14 protein-coding genes are annotated in these 23,873 nt (G+C 39.7%); 11 read left to right on the plus strand and 3 right to left on the minus strand.

Annotated features, from left to right (window positions below; genetic code table 11):
- Positions 1–245: 245 nt before the first annotated feature.
- Together DAHG_RS16235 and DAHG_RS16240 are read right to left on the minus strand one after the other, a co-directional pair.
- The gene (locus DAHG_RS16235; protein WP_022939404.1) at positions 246–1,466 is read right to left on the minus strand and encodes an FtsW/RodA/SpoVE family cell cycle protein; all 1,221 of its coding nucleotides are present in this window, start codon (positions 1,464–1,466) and stop codon (positions 246–248) included.
- On the minus strand, positions 1,463–1,888 hold the full coding sequence (locus DAHG_RS16240; protein ID WP_022939405.1) for a GNAT family N-acetyltransferase: 426 nt from the start codon (positions 1,886–1,888) through the stop codon (positions 1,463–1,465). The genes DAHG_RS16235 and DAHG_RS16240 overlap by 4 nt, the downstream gene beginning before the upstream one ends.
- A 65-nt stretch (positions 1,889–1,953) precedes the next feature.
- Here DAHG_RS16240 and DAHG_RS16245 point away from each other — a divergent pair, with 65 nt between their 5' ends.
- The 11 genes from DAHG_RS16245 to DAHG_RS16295 all read left to right on the plus strand — a co-directional run bounded on the left by DAHG_RS16245 (position 1,954) and on the right by DAHG_RS16295 (position 21,046).
- Positions 1,954–3,549 carry a hypothetical protein gene (locus DAHG_RS16245; RefSeq protein WP_022939406.1) on the plus strand — a complete coding sequence of 532 codons (1,596 nt, stop codon included), beginning with the start codon at positions 1,954–1,956 and terminating at the stop codon, positions 3,547–3,549.
- A gap of 72 nt (positions 3,550–3,621) precedes the next feature.
- Positions 3,622–6,159 (plus strand): DNA mismatch repair protein MutS, encoded by a 2,538-nt coding sequence (gene mutS, locus DAHG_RS16250; protein ID WP_022939407.1) that lies wholly within the window; start codon positions 3,622–3,624, stop codon positions 6,157–6,159.
- Between the two features lie 13 nt (positions 6,160–6,172).
- Complete coding sequence (mutL, locus tag DAHG_RS16255; RefSeq protein WP_022939408.1) at positions 6,173–8,131, plus strand: DNA mismatch repair endonuclease MutL; 1,959 nt, start codon at positions 6,173–6,175, stop codon at positions 8,129–8,131.
- Positions 8,132–9,055: a tRNA (adenosine(37)-N6)-dimethylallyltransferase MiaA gene (miaA, locus tag DAHG_RS16260; protein WP_022939409.1), complete on the plus strand. Its 924-nt coding sequence runs from the start codon at positions 8,132–8,134 to the stop codon at positions 9,053–9,055.
- Between the two features lie 115 nt (positions 9,056–9,170).
- Complete coding sequence (locus DAHG_RS16265) at positions 9,171–10,025, plus strand: metallophosphoesterase (protein WP_022939410.1); 855 nt, start codon at positions 9,171–9,173, stop codon at positions 10,023–10,025.
- A gap of 77 nt (positions 10,026–10,102) precedes the next feature.
- Positions 10,103–10,843: a tRNA threonylcarbamoyladenosine dehydratase gene (locus DAHG_RS16270; protein WP_022939411.1), complete on the plus strand. Its 741-nt coding sequence runs from the start codon at positions 10,103–10,105 to the stop codon at positions 10,841–10,843.
- 327 nt (positions 10,844–11,170) lie between these two features.
- Positions 11,171–13,753 (plus strand): EAL domain-containing protein, encoded by a 2,583-nt coding sequence (locus tag DAHG_RS16275; protein WP_022939412.1) that lies wholly within the window; start codon positions 11,171–11,173, stop codon positions 13,751–13,753.
- 5 nt (positions 13,754–13,758) lie between these two features.
- Positions 13,759–17,340, plus strand: coding sequence for a response regulator (locus DAHG_RS16280; protein WP_022939413.1), 3,582 nt, complete (start codon positions 13,759–13,761; stop codon positions 17,338–17,340).
- Positions 17,341–17,344: 4 nt separating this feature from the next.
- Positions 17,345–17,704, plus strand: a complete 360-nt coding sequence (locus DAHG_RS16285) for an Hpt domain-containing protein (protein WP_022939414.1) — start codon at positions 17,345–17,347, stop codon at positions 17,702–17,704.
- 230 nt (positions 17,705–17,934) lie between these two features.
- Positions 17,935–18,291: an ArsR/SmtB family transcription factor gene (locus DAHG_RS16290; protein WP_022939415.1), complete on the plus strand. Its 357-nt coding sequence runs from the start codon at positions 17,935–17,937 to the stop codon at positions 18,289–18,291.
- 13 nt (positions 18,292–18,304) lie between these two features.
- Entirely contained in the window at positions 18,305–21,046 is a 2,742-nt protein-coding gene (locus DAHG_RS16295) for a heavy metal translocating P-type ATPase (protein WP_022939416.1), read from the plus strand.
- A 63-nt stretch (positions 21,047–21,109) separates the two neighbouring features.
- On the opposite strand, the gene DAHG_RS16300 is transcribed toward DAHG_RS16295, so the two are convergent.
- A complete protein-coding gene (locus tag DAHG_RS16300; protein ID WP_205408125.1) occupies positions 21,110–23,770 on the minus strand; it encodes an S-layer homology domain-containing protein in 2,661 nt (886 codons plus the stop codon).
- Positions 23,771–23,873: the final 103 nt, after the last annotated feature.

A 23,873-nucleotide genomic window follows, 5' to 3' on the forward strand; every position in this document is an offset into this window, starting at 1 on the left:
ACTGGAACCCAATTCTTGATATTGATTAACCCATCTTCTTACAGTTTCTACAGTGATTTCATTTTCACTTGCAAGTTGTATCTTACTTTTCTTTCCGCTTAAATATTGTTCACATATAGTTACTTTTTCTTTTTCTGATAATTTATGTCTTCTTCCCATACAAAAATCCCACCTCCATAGTTACACGTTTGTTTTTTTCGTGTGTCTACTTTAGTGGGATCATATCATTCCATGACAGATCTTTTTTAATCGGAATAAACGTAATCAGATAATTTCTTTGCTTTAGCACTGGCATTCATCACTAAACCGATAACGATGAAGTAAGAGAGCAGTGAAGAACCACCGTAAGAAATAAAGGGGAGCGTTATGCCGGTAATTGGCAGTAAACCAACGACCATTCCCATATTTTGAATCTGCTGATATACCATCATGGCAAGGAATCCGCAGATCATGTATTTCTCAATTGGATTTTTAGATTGTATCGTAATCGTATACAATTTAAAATCGAGCGCAAAACATAAAATCAAAATAAATAATGCGCCGATGAGTCCAAAGCTTTGACCAAAAACAACAAAGATTAAGTCAGTATGCGCTTCAGCGATGAAAATCGTGTCCGGCTGCAGACCGATGCCTGTCAAACCCGCTGATCCTAAAGCCAACAAAGCAGTATACAGCTGATGACCTTCATCGATGTAATTCTTTTCCGGATAGATCCAACCGTCAAATCGTTTCAGCTTATAGGAAGCAATGAATTGTTCAAGGAACGGGCGCTGAAATAAATAGAGATAGAAAAACAGCGCGCAGACAATCAGTACCAAAATCAATCCTATTGTGAACCATTCCTTGCGTACACCTGAACATAAAGTCATGATTGCGATGCTGATAAAAATAATGATACAAATACCGGTATCCGGCTGTAAAAGAATTAATAATACAGGAACCAGACATGTTTTAATGATTTTATAAAATAAATTTAAATCGCTTTCGTATGTATCATCTGTTTTATCCTTGTTATGTTCATCTATGATGAGCGCAGTTTTCACAATCAATACAATTTTCATAAATTCAGATGGCTGAAAGGTTCCAATACCCGGTATCTGATACCAGGATACAGCACCGTTGATATCTTCAATCAACCCGCCGGGGAAGTGACGTCCGGTAATTTTCCAAAACATCATGTCCAAGAACAGAACCACCAGCATGACAAGCAAAATCCAATAAACGATTTTAATAAAATCATAAAGCGCATCATTGCCAAAGTACATAATTACGATAATGGCAACTAAACCTACGACCGCCCACATGAGCTGTTTCAAGATTAACCCATATCCGCCATAAGATGCCGGCACCAGCTTTAAAGAAGAATAAATAGAAAGCAAACTGGTCAGAATCATGACAACGATAATACTAGCTAATATGAAATCAAAACGTTTGGGTTCCTTTACTCTGGATAATTCCTGCTTCATAGTTCCTTCACCATCATTCGGTGCTGGATATCCGCATCGAGAAAAATATCTCCATAAGCATGATAACCTTGTTTCTCATAAAATGGCAGTGCGTGAAGCTGCGCGCCAAGCTCGATTTTTTTATAACCTAGCTTTCGGCAATGCTTTTCTACTTCTTTAAGCATATAAGCTCCATAGCCATGGCCTCGAGCTTCCTTTAAAACAGCAACTCGGCCAAGATGTGCAACGTCACCATGCTTCAGAACACGGCATGTTCCAACAGCTTTTCCTTCATCATCATAGAGACAATAATGAGTACATGTCTTGTCTTCTTCATCAAGCTCAAGACTGATATCAACATTCTGTTCAATCATGAATACCCGGGATCGAATGAGCATGCATGAAAAGAAATCAGATTGGTTTTCGGCAATTTTCAGATTCATAAAACAACTCCTTTCTGTTTGATAAGAAACTATAATAATGGTATCATATATGAAGAGGTGATGGTATGTCAAAATGGCATTCTTTATTAGAATTTATGCAATTTCCGTTAAAAATCCTCTTTTTAGCAACCGTTTTGTTAGGGGTCGGCAGCGCAATAATCAATCCTAATGTAGCATTTTTATGGTCAGTTACGAATCAAAACATCATTCGTGCCAGTGAAATGTTTCGATATATAGGTGCTTTCCTGATTAATATTTTTCCTGTGCTGGTATATTTAAAAGTTTTATCAAAGAAATTTGAAGACAGTGTGCCGGTTATTGTAGGTGTCATTGCCTATCTGTTGATTAATATATCCATGACTTTCTTTTTGGATACAACATTTCCATCATATTTCTATAAGGAAGTCTTAGGTATTTCAATCAACTTTGATGTTTTGCCAATCAGCGGTTCAGGGATTGTAGATCCATATAATATGGGTATTTTTTCATTAGTTATCAGTTATTTTATTACGATGAAATGCTATCAGCATTCACGCCATCATTCAGTATATGGTATCTTTTCCTTCATTGATCATGATGCTTGGGCAGTAATCACAATTCTGATATTAAGTGTGGTCAGCGGTGTCGCACTGGCATTTATATGGCCTTATATAATCCAGGGGTTAAACCTATTCTTTGACTTAATTGCCAAGGATATTACGAATCCGATTAACTTAATGCTGTATGGCATGTTTGAAAGAATAAGCGCTATTTTAGGACTGGTCGATATCCCAAGAAATATTTTCTGGTTTACAAGTTCTGGCGGAACATGGATGAATGAAGTAGGGTTAAATTTCTTTGGCGATGTCGCTATCTGGACAGCCCAAAAGGCACAAGGTGTTCAGGCGACGACTACCGGTGGTTTTATTACACCATATTATGTGATTAACCTATTTATTATTCCGGCTTTTTATATCGCGTATTATAGTTTGTGTACGAGCCGCAAAGACCGCGGGCGTTATTGGCTGTTCTTTTTACTGGCCATCTTAATATCGGTATTCTGCGGGAATCCGCTGCCGGCGGAATTTTTGATCCTGCTGCTCTCACCGATGTTATATGGTTTCTATATTGTAATCGTTGGTTTGTTATATGCGTTCCTGCATATCTTTAATGTAATTATTGGTTATAATTTCAGCGATGCACTTTTATTTGCCAATCCGGGTGCTGGTTTAGATCTTATTCAGTATTTCCGCAGTGCCTATGTTTTGCCAAGCTTAATGAAAATGTTGATTATCGGTTTAGGTGCCGCGATTTTATTTGTTTTCCTGACCAGAGCTTATTTTAGTAAATATGCTTTCGGCCTCTTCCAATTTGTTGATAAAGAAAAGACAACAAATGAGATTATTAATGCTTTGGGCGGTATCGATAATATTATTGATGCCCAATCAACACCGGATAAATTAACGGTGGAACTGAAAAACCGCGAATTGATCGATTATGCTGTTCTGCAGAGTTATGGGGCTTATTTGATTTTGGAAGCGAAGGGCGGTTATCTGATTCGTTTGGGAAATATGTCAACGATTATCCGTAATGAAATATTGCACCGAAGTAAATCGGTGGCTGAATTAAATCAGCGCAAAAAGCTGCGCGTACGGAAACGTAATAAGGCTGAGGAGGCTTGATTCCAAGGCCTTTTTTCTTTCATTGAATAGGTAATTTTGTTATAATAGAGAAAGTGAAATGAGGGTGTAAGAATGTCAGAAGAAGTAAAATATACACCGATGATGATGCATTATCTTGAAGAAAAAAAGAAGTATCAGGACTGCATTGTTTTCTATCGGCTCGGTGATTTCTATGAGATGTTTTTCGATGATGCGAAAACAGCATCAAGAGAGTTGGATTTAGTATTAACAGGCAGAAATGCCGGTGCTGAGGAACGTGTGCCAATGTGCGGTATTCCTTATCATGCCGCGAATGGTTATATCCTGCGTCTGACTCAGAAGGGATATAAGGTTGCGGTTGTGGAACAGCTGGAAGATCCCGCAACGGCTAAAGGTATCGTACAGCGCGGCTGTATCAGAATTATTACACCAGGTACGGTGATGGATGAAAATGGCAATGAGAAGGAAAGTGTTTATCTGGCTTCATTGATTGATTATCAATATGGCATCGCTGCTGTTTATTGTGAGATGACTACCGGTGATATGCATGCGCAATTATTTGATCGCAATGCAGCGGGTATTCAGAAGATCTGTTTAAGCTGTAATGTTCGTGAAGTAATTCTGCCTAATAATTTTGATAAGAAATATATCAAGCTGATTGAGGATTTTGAAACTGTGACAATATCTATGTTTAATGATATTCAGCTTAAGGATGAATATCGGTCACTGATGGAAGCGATTGATAACCCGCACGTTCAGCATGCGGTTGGTTTGCTTACGAATTATTTGGATGAAACACAGAAACAAAAGATGGAGCATCTGACACCAGTTGTACTGCTTGATGAGGAAGACAGCTTGCAGATGGATTTTTCTACCCGTCAGAATCTGGAATTAACGCAGACATTAAGAACCTCAAGTAAATCAGAAACGCTTTGGAGTTTTATGGATCACTGTCAAACGGCTATGGGATCAAGAATGCTGCGCCGCTGGATTGAGTATCCGCTTGTTGATCAGGCGAAGATTGAACAGCGTGAGGATGCTATCGATTATTTGAACAGCAATTTCATTCTGAAGGACGAGCTTCGGGAAGAATTATCTAATGTATATGATCTTGAACGCTTATGCGCCCGTATTGCTTACGGCAGTGCTAATCCCAAAGACTGTGTCAGACTCTTTGATTCATTGACGGCTATTCCGGCTGTTTTAAGATCATTTGCTGACTGCGCGCCTTACAGCTACCTCCAAAATCTTGATCCATGTACTGAATTAAAGACGATGCTTGACGGTGCGTTTGTTGAAAATCCACCGATCAGTATCAAAGACGGTAATATCTTTGTGGAAGGATACAATGCTGAATTAGATGAACTGAAGCGTATCAGTAAATCCGGACAGGATTGGATTTTAGAGCTTGAAGCTAAGGAACGTGAACGGACACAGATCAAGAATCTCAAGATTGGTTATAATCGTGTGTTTGGTTATTATATTGAAGTCAGCAAGGGGAATGTTCCTTTAGTAAAAGATGAATATGGTTATATCCGTAAACAAACACTGACGAATGCGGAACGTTATGTAACTAGTGAATTAAAAGAAAAAGAAGATGCGATCCTGCATGCTCAGGAAAAAAGTATCCGGATGGAAATCGAATTGTTTAATCAGCTGATTTCACAAATTAAAACATATCTGCCAAAGCTTCATGAACTGGCATCGGCAGTGGCGATGATTGATGCTTTGTATTCATTAGCTATTGTATCAAATGAAAACGGTTATGTTCGGCCTGTGTTCCATAAGACTCATGAAATTGACCTGGTTGATGCAAGACATCCAATTCTTGAGAAAGTATTAAAAAATAACCGTTATATCGCCAATGATTTAAAAATGAGTGAAACAAATGATATTGTACTGATTACCGGTCCTAATATGGGCGGTAAATCAACCTATATGCGTCAGCTTGCATGCATTGTCATCATGGCCCAGGTTGGCTGTTTTGTACCAGCTAAAAAAGCGCATCTGCCTATTTTTGATAAAATCTTTACACGCATCGGCGCCAGTGATGATATCATGAGCGGCCAGTCTACCTTCATGGTTGAGATGACAGAGGCAAATAATGCGCTGAAATATGCAACAAAAGATTCACTGATTTTATTTGATGAAATTGGGCGCGGAACTTCCACTTATGACGGTATGTCATTAGCCCATGCTATTCTGGAGTACATTGATCAGAAAATCGGCGCTAAAACATTATTCTCTACGCACTATCATGAATTGACCGCATTAGAAGAAAAATATCCTTCTATCCGGAATCTGCATGTCGAAGTACACGAAGAAAATGATCATGTAACCTTCTTGTATAAAGTGAATGAAGGCAGAGCTGATAAGAGTTATGGTATTAATGTAGCTCGTTTGGCGAAGCTTCCGGAATCAGTGCTTGAAAGAGCAAAACAGATATTGGCAGGTTTGGAATCTCAGCAGTCGCTTGATCTTGAAGCGGCCAGCGAATTCCAATTTCCTAAAGAGGAATATATTATCGAGCGTGATGTCTGCGATCAGCTGGCAGCAGTTGATTTAGATGCTATGTCAGCGCGTGACGCATTGGCATATTTATATGAAATAAAAGCAAAATTAAAACGCTGAGGAGGTGTTTCACGTGGCAAGAATTCATACGATGAATGAGCATTTAACGAATATGATTGCCGCCGGTGAGGTAGTAGAAAGACCGATGGGTATTGTTAAGGAATGTGTTGAAAATTCGATTGACGCGAAGGCTTCATCGATTGAAGTCAGAATCATCAACGGCGGTTTAGACTGCATTACAATTATTGATGATGGCATCGGTATGGATTTTGAAGATGCCCGCATGGCCTTTGAACGTCACGCGACAAGTAAGATTCAAAAAGATGAGGATCTGTGGAATATCCATACCTTAGGCTTTCGCGGAGAGGCACTGCCCTCGATCGCATCTGTGGCAGCGGTTGACCTTTTAACAAGTGACGGAACTTCATCGACAAAGGTTCAGGTACACTATGGCAAACAGCTGATGCATGAACGTTTTGCGGCACCAAAGGGTACACAGATTGATATTCGTGATCTCTTTCAAAGAACACCGGCTAGATTTAAGCATTTGAAGTCACCGCAATATGAATTTTCACTTATTTCTGATGTCATTCAGAAATTTGCCTTTGCGAATCCGGATATTGCTTTTCGATTGGTACATAATGATGTTGAGACATTCAGAACCAATGGCAGCGGCAATCTGCAGGAAGTATTAATGCAGATTTATGGCCGTGATCTCGCTAAAAGTGCCATCCGCATTGAAAACAGCGATGCCGACTATACTATCAGCGGTTATGCGGCACAGCCTAATTTCAACCGGGCAACGAAGTATTACATGCTGATTTATATCAATAAACGAATGGTGCGTTCAATGCGCCTGCAAAAAGCGATTCAAGATGCGTATGCGCCTTATCTGCCCAGTGATCGTTTCCCGATTGTTGTGCTGAATATTGAAATGGACGCACAGCTTGTTGACGTCAATGTGCATCCTTCAAAATGGGAAATTCGTTTATCAAAAGAAAAACAGTGTGAAAATCTGATTTATTTATCGTTAAGTGAAGGGTTAAAAAAGGCGCTTCAGGTCAGTGAGGTTAAAACCGTAAAAGAGAAAGTCATTGCGGAAATGCCTAAATTTGATTTTGATGAGAAAAAGGAACAATCCGTACAATTAAATAAAGAGCTAGCGAATAGCTTTGAAATGAATGAGGCTGAGGCATATCCAATCTATACCGCTGATTTCACTAAAAATGAAGCACAGAGTAAGCCGATGGTACCAAAGGATTCAGCGCCAAAGCCGGTTCAGCCAATGTTAAAAGAATCAGCCTCCATTTTTGTGCCGCTTCAGCAGTTTGCGAAAAAGGCAGAGCCTGTACAAATCGAACCAGCTTCAAAACCTTTGCCTGAACCAGAAAAAGACGCTTGTATTCCAAGTCAGGAGGATCTTGTTAAACAGGTTGATAAGGTTAATGAATCATTTCCTGAATTAACGGTTATCGGACAATTCCATAATTGTTATATTCTGGCATCGGGAGAAAAGGGCTTGTATGTTATTGATCAGCATGCGGCGCAGGAGAAATATCATTATGAACAGTTAAAAAAGAATATTTTCGCAAAGGATGTCATGATGCAGCAGCTTTTAATACCTGAAACGATTAAATTAACACCAGCGGCTATTGTCCAGCTTGAGGATATTAACGCGATGCTTTCACCGATGCATATTGAGTTGGAATTATTTGGTGAAGACAGTGTGATTCTCCGTGAAATACCGCTATGGCTTAAGAATACAAATTTGAATTATTTTGTTCATGACCTAGTTGATTTGTTTTTAAAAAATAATGAAATATCAGAAGCGAAGCTGCGTAAATCCGCGTTAGCTTCCTTGGCATGTCATTCAAGTATTCGATTCAACCGGGCTTTAACCATGGATGAAATGCGTCAGGTCATTGAGGATTTAAAAAAATGTGAGCAGCCGTTCCACTGTCCGCATGGCCGTCCTACAATGATCTGCATCACCGACGCTCAGTTGGAAAAGGACTTTTACCGGGTAGGATAAATGATGGAAAAAATATTAATATTAGCTGGTCCGACTGGTGTCGGCAAAACAAAGTGCAGCATTGAATTAGCAAAACATTTTGATGGTGAAATTATCAGCGGTGACTCGATGCAGGTTTATCGCGGCATGAGTATCGGTACCGCTAAGGTCAGTGAAGAAGAAGCTGACGGCATCGTTCATGAATTGGTTGATTGTTACGATTTTGATGAAGAATATAACGTGATGATTTTTCAAAGTGAAGCACGTAAGGCAATTCATTCAATGACTCAGCGCAGCAAGCTGCCAATCATTGTCGGCGGTACGGGCTTATATTTGAAATCACTCTATTATGACTATGAATTTCATGAAGAAGAAATTGATGAAGAATTCAGTGCATTCTTAAAAGAACGCAGTAATGATGAGGTTTATCATATGCTTTTGATTGTAGATCCAAAAGCATGCGACACGATTCATAAAAACAATCGCAAACGGGTGGAACGAGCATTAATGCGTGCCCATCTTGGTCAGCGAAAAAGCGATGCCGAGCAACAGCAGCAGCATAAACCAATCTATGATGCGCTGGTACTTGGTTTAACCTGTGACCGTGATGAATTATATCGCCGGATTAATCTGCGTGTAGATAAAATGATTGCTGATGGACTTGAAGAGGAAATTCGTAAGCTGATTGAGCCTCGTGATGAATCAGTTTGGGATTTACAAAGTATGCAGGGGATTGGCTATAAAGAATGGAAGCAGTATTTCCTGGGAAATCAGACAGTGGAAGAAACGGCGGAATTAATCAAAAAGAACTCCAGACAATTTGCCAAGCGGCAGTATACATGGTTCAACAATCAGATGCATGTGGAATGGTTTGACATTGGCGATGAAGATTGGCATGAGAAGCTGTTTGCCAGAGTTAAAGAATGGCTTGCGAATAAGGGTTAGCATCATAAACATAGGGATGACAGCCCTTTTTTCTTTTTGATCATCCTATCAAAAGTGTCATAATTCGACCATTTTGTTGATTTGTGGTATATTATATTGCAAAGGAAGTGATTGCATGCGGATTGCATTTATTGCGGATGTACATGAAGATTATAATCATCATCATGATTTTGTTAAGTGCTTTTCGGAATTTTGCGAGGATAATAAGATTGATATCCTGATCTTTGCCGGTGATACATCTACCGGGGCAGTGAAGACTTTGTATTTTTATCGTCAGCTGCAGAAATCATGCCGCGCGAAGGTAATGCAGATTCCCGGCAATCATGAACTCTATTGTGAACTGAAAAAGAATCTGGCCGGTGAGCGTATTCAGACCATGGAAGAATCACAGCATTATTTTGAACGGCTGATGCAGGATGAGACAAGTCTTGCAGCGCATCCGATTGAAACAAAGAATTGGATCATTCTTGGTGAATGCGGCTGGTATGATTTTTCCTTTGATCCAAGCTATCCAAACTTAGATTATCAAAAGCTCAGCAAGAAAAAGGTTTCGCTTATCCGCTGGCCTGACCGTAAATTTATCGACGGCAATATCGTTGATGAAAAACTAGATGTGGCACGCACTCAGGAAAGTCTTGACCGTTTGGAAAAACTGCTGGCCGCTGCCAAAAAAACCAATAAGAAAATTATGGTTGTTACACATATGCTGCCAACTCCGCAATGTATTAAAAAATGGAGGCTCCCGTATTTTAATACTGCAGCCAATTATTTAGGCAGCAGCCGCTTTTTAGAATTGTTTAAGAAATATGATGTAGAGATGAATATCTGCGCGCATTCACATATGCGGATGTCAAAAGAAATTGAAGGTATCCGTATTGTTAATGTATCGCTTGGATATAACTATCAATGGAAGCATATTTTAGATGCCAAGGCAGAAATCGCCGAAACATGTTATATATTGGAGGACTGAAGATGAACAATAGCACACGATTATTGAATGCGTTAGCATGGCTTTTAGCCAATTTAAAGAAGAAAGGAAACCGTTAAATGAATGAGGCTTTGCAGCGGGTTGAACTGCTGATCGGCGAAGCAGGTGTCAAAACGTTAAATGATGCTTGTGTATTAATCGCCGGTGTTGGCGGTGTCGGCTCATTTGCCGCGGAAAGTCTGGCGCGTTCAGGCATCGGCACATTGATTTTGGTTGATGCGGATACCGTCGCGGAAAGTAATTTGAATCGCCAGATTCATGCTGTATATACAACGATCGGAAAAGCCAAAACACAGGTGATGGCAGAACGGATTCATTCTTTTAACCGGGACTGTAAGGTAATTGAAAAACCCTTATTCTACTCAGCGGCAGTCAATGATGAAATCTTTGATCAGCCGATTGATTTTGTTATTGACTGTATCGATACAATCACCAGCAAAGCGGATTTAATTGAAGCATGCAAAGCAAGAAATATACCTTTTATTTCAAGTATGGGTATGGCCAACCGGTTCGATCCGACTAAGATTGAAATCTGTGATTTAATGAAAACCGCAAATGATCCGCTGGCTAAGGTCATGCGCAATATCGTCCGCAAACGCCGCATTAAAGGTAAAATACCGGTAATCTTTTCAAAAGAACTGCCGATTACCCAAACACGGGTGATCAATGAAGAAGGTAAGACACGAAAAGAGAAAATGCCGCCGGCAAGTACATCCTTTGTACCGGCAGCGGCTGGTTTAAGTGCCGGCAGTTATGTGGTGCGGGAGCTTATGAAAAAGGCAGAAATAAAAATAGTGTAATGCAGATTTTATCAGTAAAATTACAGAATTTTTATTAACTTATAAGAGGTGATTTATTTCATCTCTTTTTTCTTACGGAATCATTTAAAAATACATGACAATCTTTTAAAAAGCTTGTAAATAGCTGATAGTCAAGGGCTTATGCTTTGAAAGGAATTGCCTTTTTATCAGCTCTATGATAGAATTAGACCATATAAGAATGTCGCTGAATTTAATACAGAACCATGAAAATTGACAGTTGATGGACATGGATAAGTTAACTTTTTTTTCTTCAAATCCGTTTGTACTAGTATCCTGTATAATTCAAGGAACAAAGGGGGACATTGCATGTTTTCAAGAAGGAAGGTCTTGGTTGTTGAAGATAATGAGCTGAATCGAAGCTTGCTTTGTCAGATACTTGATTCCAATTATGATGTATTGGAAGCAGAAAATGGCGAAGAAGCATTAAAGAAGCTTAAACAATACGGTGAAGGAATTTCACTGATCCTTTTAGATATTGTAATGCCAGTCATGGATGGCTATACTTTTCTTTCTATCATGAAAGCTGATCCTTCTTATTCTTTTATTCCTGTTATTGTTACAACACAAAATGACGGCGAATCTGATGAGGTTGCCGCTTTATCTCATGGCGCTACGGATTTTGTAGCGAAGCCATATAAACCACAGATTATTCTGCATCGTGTAGCGAGTATCATCAATCTTAGAGAAACAGCTGCAATGATCAATCAGATTCAGTATGATCAGCTGACAGGGCTTTACAGCAAGGCATTCTTTTATCAGCGTGTAAAAGAAATTCTGCTGCGTAACCCGGATCGTAAATATGATATTATCTGTTCGGATGTTGAAAATTTTAAATTAATTAATGATGTATTTGGTATCCCGGCCGGTGACCGCTTATTGCGCGGTATCGCTGATATGTATAAAACAAGAGTGAATAATATCGGCATCTGCGGACGGCTTAATTCCGATCGTTTTGCGTGTCTTTTAGAACATAACAATATTTATACCAATGAATTATTCAGTGAAATCAGCACTGAGGTAAATAATTTTTTAGAAGTACGCAATATTGTGATGAAGTGGGGTATTTATTATATTGAAGACATCAGTGTTTCGGTTGAACAGATGTGTGACCGCGCGCTATTGGCTGCTCACAGCATTAAAGGTCAGTATGGTAAATATTTTGCTGTATATGATGATAAGCTTCGTAATGAATTATTAAAGGATCAGGCTATTACTGACAGTATGGAAGATGCTTTGGCTAAGGAACAGTTTTTGGTTTATTTACAGCCAAAGTATCGTATCAAGGATGAAAATTTAGTGGGTGCGGAAGCGTTAGTTCGCTGGATTCATCCTGAGCTTGGTTTTCAGCCGCCTGATAAATTTATCCCTTTATTTGAAAAAAATGGTTTTATTACGAAACTGGATCAATATGTATGGGATAAAACATGCGCTTTGATTAAGGAATGGGATGATCGTGGTTTTACTCCGATTTCAGTATCCGTCAATGTATCAAGAGCGGATATTTATAATGCTGATTTGGCAGATATTTTAATTAAAATTATTAATAAGTATGGTTTAGCGCCTTCACGGCTGCATTTAGAAATTACTGAAAGCGCCTATACGGAAAATCCTAAACAAATTATTGATACTGTAACCCATTTGCGTGAGTTAGGTTTTATTATCGAAATGGATGATTTTGGCAGCGGTTATTCATCTTTGAATATGCTGAATGAAATGCCGATCGATATTTTAAAGCTGGATATGAAATTTATCCAGAATGAAACGGCAAAACCAAACAGTCAGGGGATTCTGCAATTTATTATTGATCTGGCTCGTTGGATGCATGTCAGTGTTGTTGCTGAGGGTGTTGAAACAAAGGATCAGCTGAGCCGCTTGAGTGAAATAGGCTGTGACTATGTGCAGGGCTATTATTTCGCGCGGCCTTTACCAAAACTTGAATTTGAAAAGCTTTTATCTGCGGATAGCCGCAAAGATGCTGAAAGCGAACTGGACGATGTCTGTGAAATATTGACGGAGCTGCCGGTACTGCTGATTGCTGATGAAGATAAAACTTATTGCGAGAATATCCGCAAAGCACTGCGGGGTTCTTATCAGATTGTTGATACAAATAATAGTACAGAGACCTTCGGTTATCTTGAAGATCATCCGAATACGGCAGGCCTTGTAGTGTCGTTAACTTTGCCGCATGATGATGGTTTTAAAATTATCAATTTTATACAGAGTGAGAAGCAGTATTGGAATCTTCCGGTCATTGCGTCTTCAGCAGCTAATGCTGATTTGGAAAGCCGGGCGCTGGACAGCGGGGCTGATGATTATATTGCTAAACCGCATAATATGGACAGCTTATTAAAACGCGTACAGCGGTCTGTTCGTGACGCGGCGGCACAGCGCAAAATCCGTGAGCTGCAGGAAACCGCCTATAAGGATCATCTTACAGGTCTGTTAAATCGTCACGGTCTTGAAAATGCAGTCCGCAGCTTAAATAAAAAAGATCTGCCAGCAGCGGTATTTATTTTTGATCTTGATGATCTTAATAATCATAATGACGAATGCGGACACCGCGCGGGTGATCAGGAATTGACTCAGTTCAGTATGATTCTTCGTGCCTGCACAAGCGAAAAGGATTTACTGGCGAGAATCGGCGGCGATGAATTTGTCATCGTGGCTACTCAGACATCCGCTGAGGGTATTGAAAAGCTGGGTCATGAAATCTGTACCGCAAGTAATAACAAGTGTATTAAAAATGAATATACATGGTCATGTTCAGCGGGAGCTGCCGTTATGGAAGAGCTGGATATTTTTAGTGATGTTTTGGAAAAAGCTGATCAGGCACTGCTTCAGGCTAAAAAGGAAAACAGAGGCAGCTGTTGTTTTTGGAAAGAAGGATGAATGGAATGAGAAATGTCGATGCCAAGCAAACAGCTGTAAATTTTTGTATCGCCTGGTTTCAGGAGCGCGATCTAAAGCAGGCAGCTAATTATTTATGTGAAGATGTACAGTTTATCGGTACAAGTGAGAAAGAATTCGCAAATGGCAAAGACGAAATGATGAATTATATCATTGAGGATATTAAGGAAATCAGTGAGCCATTTCATGTAAAGCTGGAATTTATTTATGATCGGCAGTTAAGTGATACGGTTTATACACTTTCTGCACAGTTTACTCTTAAAAATTCAGTTTATGCGTGGCATTTGAATGGCTTTTTTGTGATGCGTAAAGATAAAGAGGAATGGCTGATCTGTAATCTTCATTTCTCAGAACCAAGTGTAACCCAGCAGCAGGATGAACATTATCCGAATACCATCGTTATTGAGAATGTGATGAAACAACGGCAGGAGCTGCTTAATGATGCAATTGCCGGCGGGATGATGGGCGGCTATATTGAGCCTGATTTTCCATATTATTTTGTTAATCAATGGATGCTGAACTATTTAGGTTATGCGAATGAAGCCGAGTTTGTAGAGGATATTAAGGGCTTAATTATTAATTGTATGCATCCGGATGATCAGCAGCGAGTGGATCAGGAAGTAAGTGAACAATTAGCTTATAAAGATGAATATATAGTAGAGTATCGGATGCGTAAAAAAGATGGCTCATATATTTGGGTTCATGATACCGGCCGTAAAATGAAAGCCGAAAATGGCAAAGATGCAATCGTATCCGTGTGCATCGATATCAGTGAACAGAAAAGAGCACAGGCAGAGATTTTAAATCTTTATAATAATATACCGGGAGCTGTTTTTCGCTGCCGCTTTGATGATGATTATTCCGTAATTGATGCCAATGACGGTCTTTTTGACTTTCTTGGCTATACCCGTGAAGAATTTAAAGCGATGGGCAATAAAATGTCGGCAGTTATCTATCCTGATGATTATAAAGTGATGAAGAATATATTAAATGAACAGCTTACCCAAGGGAATACGATACATAATGAAAATCGTCTGATTTGTAAAGATGGTTCAATTAAATGGATTTCAATTAAAGCCCAGCTTTTTATTGAGGGAGATGAACCATGTTTCTATTGTGTATTTGTCGACATTACCGATGAAAAGAAAGTACAGTCCAGAGTAAGAGATCTTTATGAAGAAGAGCTGGCTTATTTTACTGAGCTGTCTTCGGTAGGCGGAACGCTTCAGGGACGAATGAATGTAACTAAAAATATTATTGAAAATTATCTTGGCGCGTCTGAAGTTACCGTGGCGCATGTTGGGGATACGTATGATCAAACGATTGAGAGTCTGGCGGCTTCTGCTGTTGATATGATTGCCGGTGATCATATTCGAAAGACATTAAATCGTCAGAAGGTTCTCGCGGATTATCAAAATGGCAAAGTGAATTACCGGCTTGAATATCTGCGCCGGCGCAATGATGGATCAACTTTTTGGGTCAGTACCAATTTAAGGACTTATCTGAATCCGGAAACTGATGATTTGATTATATTCTTCTATACGTTTGATACAACGAAACAAAAGCTTCAGGAGCAGCTGCTTAAGCGGATTGCAGATTTAGATTATGATGTGATTGTGGATATTGATATTATTCAGGGGACTTATCAGATGGTTTCATTCACCAATAAGCCTGAAAATATGCTGCAGCCTGAGGGTGATTTTCAAAAAAATATTCATGATTTAGCCAAGCGCTGCATGAATGAGAAAGCAAGTCAGGAATATCTTGAAAAGCTTGATTTTGAGTATATGAAAACTCAGCTGGAAAAGCAGGATGTCTATACCTTCGTTGTTGAAATGAACAATAAAGAAAATATCCCTTTAGTGAAACGTTTCCAAGTGTTTTATATTAATAAAGAGCTTGGCCGTGTCTGCATGGCAAGAACGGATGTTACGGATGTGGTGCGTAAGGAACAGAAGCAGAAAGCTGAATTAGCAGCTGCATTGGTAGCGGCTGAACAGGCTAATGCTGCTAAGACGGACTTCCTTTCACGCATGTCTCATGAAATTAGAACACCGATGAATGCAATCATTGGCATGAGCACCATCGCGGCTCGTTCAATTGGTGATGATGAGCAGGTTCAGGACTGTATCTCTAAAATTGGTATTTCTTCCCGCTTCTTATTATCACTGATTAATGATATTTTAGATATGAGCCGTATCGAAAGCGGAAAGATGCTGCTTAAAAATGAAAAGATACCAACAGAAGAATTCTTAAATGGTATCAATTCAATTTGTTATGCACAGGCAGCAGCTAAGGGTGTTGACTATGAATGCATCGTTGATCCAACGCTTGATGATTATTACATGGGTGATGCAATGAAGCTTCAGCAGGTTTTAATCAATATTTTAAGTAATGCGATTAAGTTTACCAATGAGGGAGGCAAGGTTACCTTCTCAGCTGCTCAGCATCGTAAAACGAAGAATGATGCCGTGCTGCGATTCATTGTGAATGATACCGGTGTGGGTATGGATGAAAGCTTCCTGCCGCATATTTTTGAACCATTTGCTCAGGAAAGCACCGGTACAACCGCACTTTACGGCGGTACTGGTCTTGGTCTTGCAATTTCTAAGAATATCGTTGATATGATGGATGGTAAAATTACTGCCCGTTCAATCAGAGGTATTGGTTCAGAATTCACCGTAGATGTGAAATTAGGAATTACTGAAGAAGAGAAGCTTCGTCATAATCAAAAGAAGATTCATTACAATTTCTCACATTTGAAAACATTAGTCGTAGATGATGATGTGGCGGTTTGTGAAAGTGCAGTAATGACACTAGAAGAAATTGGCATCAAGGCTGAATGGGTAGACAGCGGCCGGAAAGCAATTGATCGGGTAAAGCATCTTTGGGGCAGCAGTAAATATTATGAAATGATTCTTATCGACTGGAAAATGCCGGAAATGGATGGTATTGAAACTGCCAGAAGAATACGTGAAATCGTTGGCCCAGACGTAACGATTATTATTATGACAGCTTATGATTGGATTGCTATTGAGCATGAAGCGAAGCTGGCAGGCGTAAATCTATTAATGAGTAAGCCGATGTTTAAATCTTCATTAATTTCAGCTTTCTCAAGAGTATTAGGTGAAAAAGAAGAAAAAGAAACATCGTCAGCCACTCAGGATTATGATTTCACAGGCAAGCGGGTGCTGCTTGTAGAGGATAATGTAATTAATACTGAGGTAGCTGTTATGCTGCTTGAAGATAAGGGATTTATGGTTGAAACAGCTGAAAATGGGCTGCGGGCGATGGAGAAATTCAGTAAATCAGAAGCTGGATATTATGATGCAATTCTGATGGATATTCGTATGCCGTTGATGGATGGTTTAAGTGCATCAATGAATATTCGTCATTTAAGTAATCAGGACGCATCTTCAATACCAATCATTGCCATGACGGCAAATGCATTTGATGATGATATTGAGAAAAGCAAAGCGGCGGGGATGAATGCTCATCTTGCGAAGCCAATTGAGCCTGAACGCTTATATCAAACACTTTATGATTTCATTTTCGGCAAGGAGGCTTAAGCTGATGGAAGATTTTAAGGAAATATTCGAAAATTATGGCGGTGATTATAATTCAACAATGCCTCGTTTCATGAATAATGAATCGATGTATCGGAAATTTTTAAATATGCTTTTTAAAGATGATAATTTAAAAAAGTTAAATGATGCTATACAAAGCGGTGATTTAGAAAAGGCTTTTGAGGCTGCCCATACATTAAAGGGTGTTGTAGCCAATATGGGGCTGACACCGATGTATAATGCAGTTTGTGTCATTGTAGAACCACTGCGGGCTAAACGTGAGGATGCAGATTATAACGCGATGCTGAGTGAAATTGAAAAAGAATATGAAAAAGTTCAGGAGCTTAGTCATTTGTTGGAAATGTAAAACTGAATCAGTAGTTATTGCTGAATTAAAATGCTTAAATAACCGCCTGTGGATGGATGATGCCATGGGCGGTTTTATTTATCGAGGTTATAAAGCTAATTATTCATTATAAATTCAATTAATGTTGCTGTAATAGCAGCATTTTTTCATTTTTGGTATTGACAATACCTATAACCTATTCTATTATTATATTGTCATATGAACAGATGTTCATATATTGAGGTGAAACTATGACAGATGAATTAGAACAAGGATCTGGTGTGATCCATCAGGATATTATTGATAAGGTAAAAGCAGAACTTCCTGCAGATGAGATTTTATATGATCTAGCTGAATTATTTAAGGTTTTCGGAGATTCAACAAGAATTAAAATTATTTGTGCATTATTTGAAAAGGAATTATGTGTCGGAGATTTATCAGTGCTGCTGAATGTTTCTCAATCAGCGATTTCCCATCAGCTTAGAACGCTGAAACAGGCGCGTTTAGTAAAATTCCGCAGAGATGGTAAGGTCATCTATTATTCGTTGGATGATGATCATATTAAGAATATATTCGATGCTGGTTATAAGCACGTAATTGAAGAATAGGAGGTTTAGTGAAATGAATGAGGTTAAATATTTACTTCAAGGTCTTGATTGTGCAAACTGTGCGATGAAGATTGAGAAGCAGCTTAATAAATTACCAGAAATTGAAACAGCGGTTGTAGATTTTGCTACCCTGAAGTGTGTTATTAATTATAAGACTTATTCAGAGGAGATTGAGCAAAAGGTTATTCAATGCATTATTGATACCGAAGATGAGGTAACGGTAATAAAAAAGAATGCTTCGCATAAGCATGAGGAGCATCATCATGAAGGTGAATGCAGCTGCGGTCATGATCATAAGGAACACCATCATGATCACCATGACCATGAGGAACATCATCATCATGAGGATGGCTGTAATTGCGGTCATGAGCATCATCATGAAAAGCAGCATGAAGCACATTATTTATTAAAAGGTCTTGATTGCGCGAACTGTGCAATGAAGATTGAAAGCCAATTGAACAAGCTGTCTGAAGTTGAAACGGCGGCGGTAGATTTTGCTACATTAAAATGTGTGGTTAAATACAAGGAATTTTCTGAAGCGGCAGAAAAACATGTTATCGATACGATTACTGAGCTTGAGGATGAGGTTGAAGTTATCAAAAAGGATAGTCACCATCATCACGATCATGAATGCAGCTGCGGCCATGATCATGAAGCAGTGTCAGAACGTGTTCAAAGCGGTAAGCACAAATGGAATATCAGCGGTCTTGACTGTGCTAATTGTGCATTAAAGATTGAGGATAAACTTAATACTCTTGATGGTATTAAACAAGCTTCATTGAATTTCACAACCGGCGCCTTGCTGTTTGATATTCAGGAAGGCTATGATGAAAAGCAAGTTAAGGAACTCATGAAGAAAACCATATTATCGATGGAAGATGAAGTGGTCATTGAAGAAACTGAAACAAAGTCAGTTAAGAAAGCCAGTGATGGTGTAAAGCAGCAGCTGGTTCCAATTGTAATCGGTGCCATCCTGCTGATTCTAGGTATTGTTTTCAGAGAGAATAATGTACTGTCACTTGTATTCTATTTGACAGCGTATCTGATTACCGGCTGGAAAGTTTTAAAGAAAGCAATTAAAAATATTCGGCGCGGAGAGATTTTTGATGAAAATTTCCTGATGGGTATTGCGACTATCGGTGCATTAGCAATCGGGGACTATAAAGAAGCTATTGCAGTTTTGATTTTCTATGAGGTTGGTGAAATGTTCCAAAGCTTCTCAGTAGGCAAATCAAGGGAATCAATTGCTAATCTGATGAATATTAAAAGTGAGATTGCCCACTGCATTAAAGATGGCAAAGAAATAGATGTGCATCCTGATACAGTAAAAGTTAATGATTTGATTCTTGTGAAACCAGGTGAAAGAATCCCGCTTGACGGCATTATTGTGAATGGCAGCGGTTCAGTGGATACATCAGCGCTGACTGGTGAAAGTATGCCGGCTGAGGTTGAAGAAGGTAATGAAGTTATGGCTGGCTGTGTAAATCTAAACAGTGTTCTTCAGATTAAAGTAAGTAAGCCTTATGGTGAATCAACGGTATCAAGAATCCTTGAGCTTGTGGAAAATGCCTCAAGTAAAAAAGCTGTTACTGAACAAAAAATCACAAGCTTTGCGCGGATTTATACACCGATTGTCTGCGGCTTGGCATTGGCTATCGCGATTATTCCTCAATTCTTTAATACTGGCTATGAATGGACTGAATGGATCAGCCGTGCATGTACTTTCTTAGTCATCTCATGCCCATGTGCTCTTGTATTATCTGTACCTCTTGGTTATTTCGCGGGTATCGGTGCTGCCAGCAAAAAAGGTGTGCTGATTAAAGGCGGCAATTATCTGGAAGTATTAAAAGATTTAGATACAATCGTATTTGATAAGACCGGTACATTAACAACCGGTACATTCTCAGTGACTGAAATTAATGGCAATGATGAAGATGCTCTGCTGCGCTATGCCGCTTATGCGGAAAGCTATTCTACGCATCCTATCGCGCAGTCAATCGTGAAACGTTATGGAAAAGCGATTGATAAAGCTGAAATCAGTGATGTAGAGGAAATTGCCGGACATGGTGTCAGTGTAGTTGTGAATGGCGAGCGTATCTATGCCGGTAATATAAAGCTGATGAATAAGTTTAATATTCAGGCTCCAACGGTGGATGCTGACGGTACTTTAGTTTATGTAGCAAAGGATAATCAATATCTTGGTTATTTGGTAATTGCTGATACAATCAAGCCATCTACCAAGAATGCATTAGCTGAACTTAAACATTTAGGAATTAAAAAGACGGTCATGCTGACGGGTGACCGTGAGAAAACAGCTTCTCATGTTGCTGAACAGGTAGGCATCGACGAGGTTCATGCGCAGCTGCTGCCAACAGACAAAGTTAATGAAATCGAAAAAATATTATCAAACGGCAAAAATGGCAAGGTTGCTTTTGTCGGTGACGGCATCAATGATGCACCGGTACTGGCTCGCTGTGATTTAGGTATCGCAATGGGCGGCATTGGCAGTGAAGCCGCGATTGAAGCAGCTGATATCGTATTAATGAAAGATAATATTGATGCGATTGGTGATGCTATCCGAGTAGCAAAGAAAACACAGAAGATTATGAATCAGAATATTGCCTTCGTATTGGCAGTTAAGTTTATAATCTTAATTCTAGGTGCATTTGGTTATGCTGATATGTGGATGGGTGTCTTTGCGGATGTTGGAGTGGCAGTGCTTGCGATTCTTAACTCAATGCGGATTCTTAAATAAAATAAATCTAAAGAAAGCAAGGTATTGTGTGATATGCACGATTACCTTGCTTTTTACTATTAGTTATAATGAGCCTTCACTGCCTAGCTGATAACCTTCAATGATTGTATTAGCTGCCATACTGCCATCCTCATAGAAGAAATACCACTTACCATAAATAAACTTCCAACCAATTACAGCCCCGTCATTTGTCCAGTAATACCATTTTTCATTTTCTGAATCTAGTTTCCAGCCTTCATGCATCTCACCATAATCGTTAAAATAATAGGTCAGATTATCAATAGACTGCCATCCTGTAAGAATATTGCCTGCTTGGTAATAAAGCCAATGACCTGAATCATTTCTTACCCAGCCGTTTGCTGTATCAGGATCTATCATTATTTCCACAAAGCGATGCAGCATTGCTGAACCCTCTGCACGATTAACATAAGCTAATGGATCGAATCGATTGCCGTCTTTGCCCTTGATAATACCTGCTTGATACAATGCCGTTACATCTTTTTCCGATTCTTTGCTGATTAGATTCTTGTCTATGAATGGCATTGAAACAAGTGTATCAGGAATTGTATAGCCTATCTGTTTTGCGTAATTCATCATCACATCAGCCATTTGTTCACGTGTGATTGGCGCGTTGAGATTAAATAATTCGTATCTGTTTGGAATGATGTTTTCTTGTATAGCCCAATCAATGTAAGGCGCATAAGCAGCATCAGCTTTGATATCTGTCATAGATGCTTCAAGCTGAATACCGGCAAGTTTACCCAATGCGGTTATTAATTCGGCATATGTCAGATTGGCGTTTGGGGAAAATTCATTGGTTTTGCTTACTATAAACAAATCTCTTGCAGCTACGAATTCAATATCATTCTTTGCCCAATGATCAGTGATATCTGTATAGGTTGGTGTTGATATTTTATAAGCTATGCCATAGGTTGAGAAGTGATCGACACCTGCGACCATGAAACCATTATGATAACTGGAATGATTCAGCCATTCGATACTCTTATCGTCTATATAAACAATAAATAGGCTGCCAAGTGATTCATTTTCTAAAGGCGTATAGTTAAGCTGAATCGCGGCCGAGCCAGCCGGGAACTCAGCATTTACCGGTACATTAACGCCCTTATTGTTTTTATATGTGATAGAAAAATCATAAGCAGGATGTGAATCGATGATTGTCTTTGTCTCAGGGGATTTACTTAAATCTGCAGGCATGGCTGTAAATGTCACCTTGCTGCCTGTTGTATTTGCCAGAATGGCTTTCAGCGCAGCCGGATCAAAGCTCATAACAACCATGTCGGATTCAAGCGTCAAGCTCTTACCAGCATTCGCAAGCCTTCTAAGGTTAGTACGAGTGATTGACTGATTGATGCTGTTTCCAGAAATTTTATAGCTGTCCTTAGGTATCGAAGGTGTATATGAACTACTTGAAGAAGTTGGTAAAATTATACTACCTTTGCTGTCATATTCTGTACGGTTTCCGTTTTTGTCAATAATGATACAATTTTGGTAGATTGGGTTAGAGACATTGGTGCCGTTATTTTTCATTACCAGCGTGGCTCCGCCCGTGACTGACAAACTGCCGCTACTTCTGCCACCTCCTATATCGGTACCACCACGAGCGCTGCTATACGCTGTAACAGTAGTATGCGGTCCAGAAATTTTAACTTCACCTCCATTGCCACTGTTGCCACTACCGATACCTATGGCAATTCCCGTTGCGGTGACTGAGCCACCAGTGATGGTGATCTCTCCGCCATCACCGGGGTCAAAGTAAATGCCACTAAAGCTGCCGCCAATACCAGCGCCGCCATTGTTGCTTTTTGCTATGACTACGCCGCCGTTGATGATAATCTTTCCCCCATCACCACCCTGACTACTATATCCACCACCAATGCCTGCACCATTATCACTTATTGCTGTAATTTCTCCGCCATTAATGGTAATCTCTCCACCGTCGCCATTGTAGCCTCCACCTCCAATACCCGCGCCGTCTCTACCTGTAGCTATGACAGAGCCTTTATTGATGGTTATTTTACCTCCATAGCCTTCATCGCCAACTCCACTACCGCCACCGATACCGGCTTGGTCACCTTTAACCTCTAGCCTTCCAGAGCCTCCTATGGTCAGTGTACCTTTACTTTCGCCGATGCAGATCACTTCTAGACCAGCACGATAAGAGCCGCTTATTAGGGTGTTATTTGAGTTGTCTGCCAGCATTATGTTGGCCGTACCACCAGGTTCAATGTAAAAGGCACAGAATCCTTTCGTGCTGCTCACGTCAATGGTTACACTGTCAAACGTTATGCTAGCATTCACGCCAGACGGTACGGTAATGACGGCTTTTTTTTCATTCGCACTCAGACTACCGCTCCATGTACCAGAAATGATGTAGCTGCCATCCTTAGTCAGAGTGAAGCCGCTGTCCTTTGTATATGTCACCTCGCCGCCGTTGTCAAAAATGATTTTTATTCCGTCCTGTTCGATGTAATTGTTAACCGTATAAGTATTCGTACCACTAAGCAGTACCTTGACTTTAATTGCTGCCGCTTCTGAAGCGAGTGTATATCCGCTTGCCAGTTCCGCCACAAAGGTATAATCACCGATTAATGGCCAGTTGTCCTCTGCATCCTGAATGAATGAATCACAGCTCCAGCCAACGATGCCGATCATGCTTGGGGATATTTCGCCCTCAAGATAAGCATTGATTGCGGTGGGCAGCATAGCAACTACCTCATCGAAGCTGAACTGATTTTCTTTGCTTATGTTATCAAGATTAAGATTACCATTATTCAGTTGTTCATCATTTATAAACGTCCAATCAGTG

Source organism: Dielma fastidiosa (assembly GCF_000313565.1).
Classification (GTDB): domain Bacteria; phylum Bacillota_I; class Bacilli_A; order Erysipelotrichales; family Erysipelotrichaceae; genus Dielma; species Dielma fastidiosa.

What these genes read in the sequence shown, in the direction of transcription:
- DAHG_RS16280 (WP_022939413.1), top strand. Translation starts at nt 13,759, where the DNA reads ATGAGAAATGTCGATGCCAAGCAAACAGCTGTAAATTTTTGTATCGCC.
- DAHG_RS16300 (WP_205408125.1), bottom strand. Translation starts at nt 23,770, where the DNA reads ATGCTGCCCACCGCAATCAATGCTTATCTTGAGGGCGAAATATCCCCA.
- DAHG_RS16290 (WP_022939415.1), top strand. Translation starts at nt 17,935, where the DNA reads ATGACAGATGAATTAGAACAAGGATCTGGTGTGATCCATCAGGATATT.
- DAHG_RS16235 (WP_022939404.1), bottom strand. Translation starts at nt 1,466, where the DNA reads ATGAAGCAGGAATTATCCAGAGTAAAGGAACCCAAACGTTTTGATTTC.
- miaA (WP_022939409.1), top strand. Translation starts at nt 8,132, where the DNA reads ATGATGGAAAAAATATTAATATTAGCTGGTCCGACTGGTGTCGGCAAA.
- mutS (WP_022939407.1), top strand. Translation starts at nt 3,622, where the DNA reads ATGTCAGAAGAAGTAAAATATACACCGATGATGATGCATTATCTTGAA.
- DAHG_RS16270 (WP_022939411.1), top strand. Translation starts at nt 10,103, where the DNA reads ATGAATGAGGCTTTGCAGCGGGTTGAACTGCTGATCGGCGAAGCAGGT.
- DAHG_RS16245 (WP_022939406.1), top strand. Translation starts at nt 1,954, where the DNA reads ATGTCAAAATGGCATTCTTTATTAGAATTTATGCAATTTCCGTTAAAA.
- DAHG_RS16240 (WP_022939405.1), bottom strand. Translation starts at nt 1,888, where the DNA reads ATGAATCTGAAAATTGCCGAAAACCAATCTGATTTCTTTTCATGCATG.
- DAHG_RS16295 (WP_022939416.1), top strand. Translation starts at nt 18,305, where the DNA reads ATGAATGAGGTTAAATATTTACTTCAAGGTCTTGATTGTGCAAACTGT.
- DAHG_RS16275 (WP_022939412.1), top strand. Translation starts at nt 11,171, where the DNA reads ATGTTTTCAAGAAGGAAGGTCTTGGTTGTTGAAGATAATGAGCTGAAT.
- DAHG_RS16285 (WP_022939414.1), top strand. Translation starts at nt 17,345, where the DNA reads ATGGAAGATTTTAAGGAAATATTCGAAAATTATGGCGGTGATTATAAT.
- DAHG_RS16265 (WP_022939410.1), top strand. Translation starts at nt 9,171, where the DNA reads ATGCGGATTGCATTTATTGCGGATGTACATGAAGATTATAATCATCAT.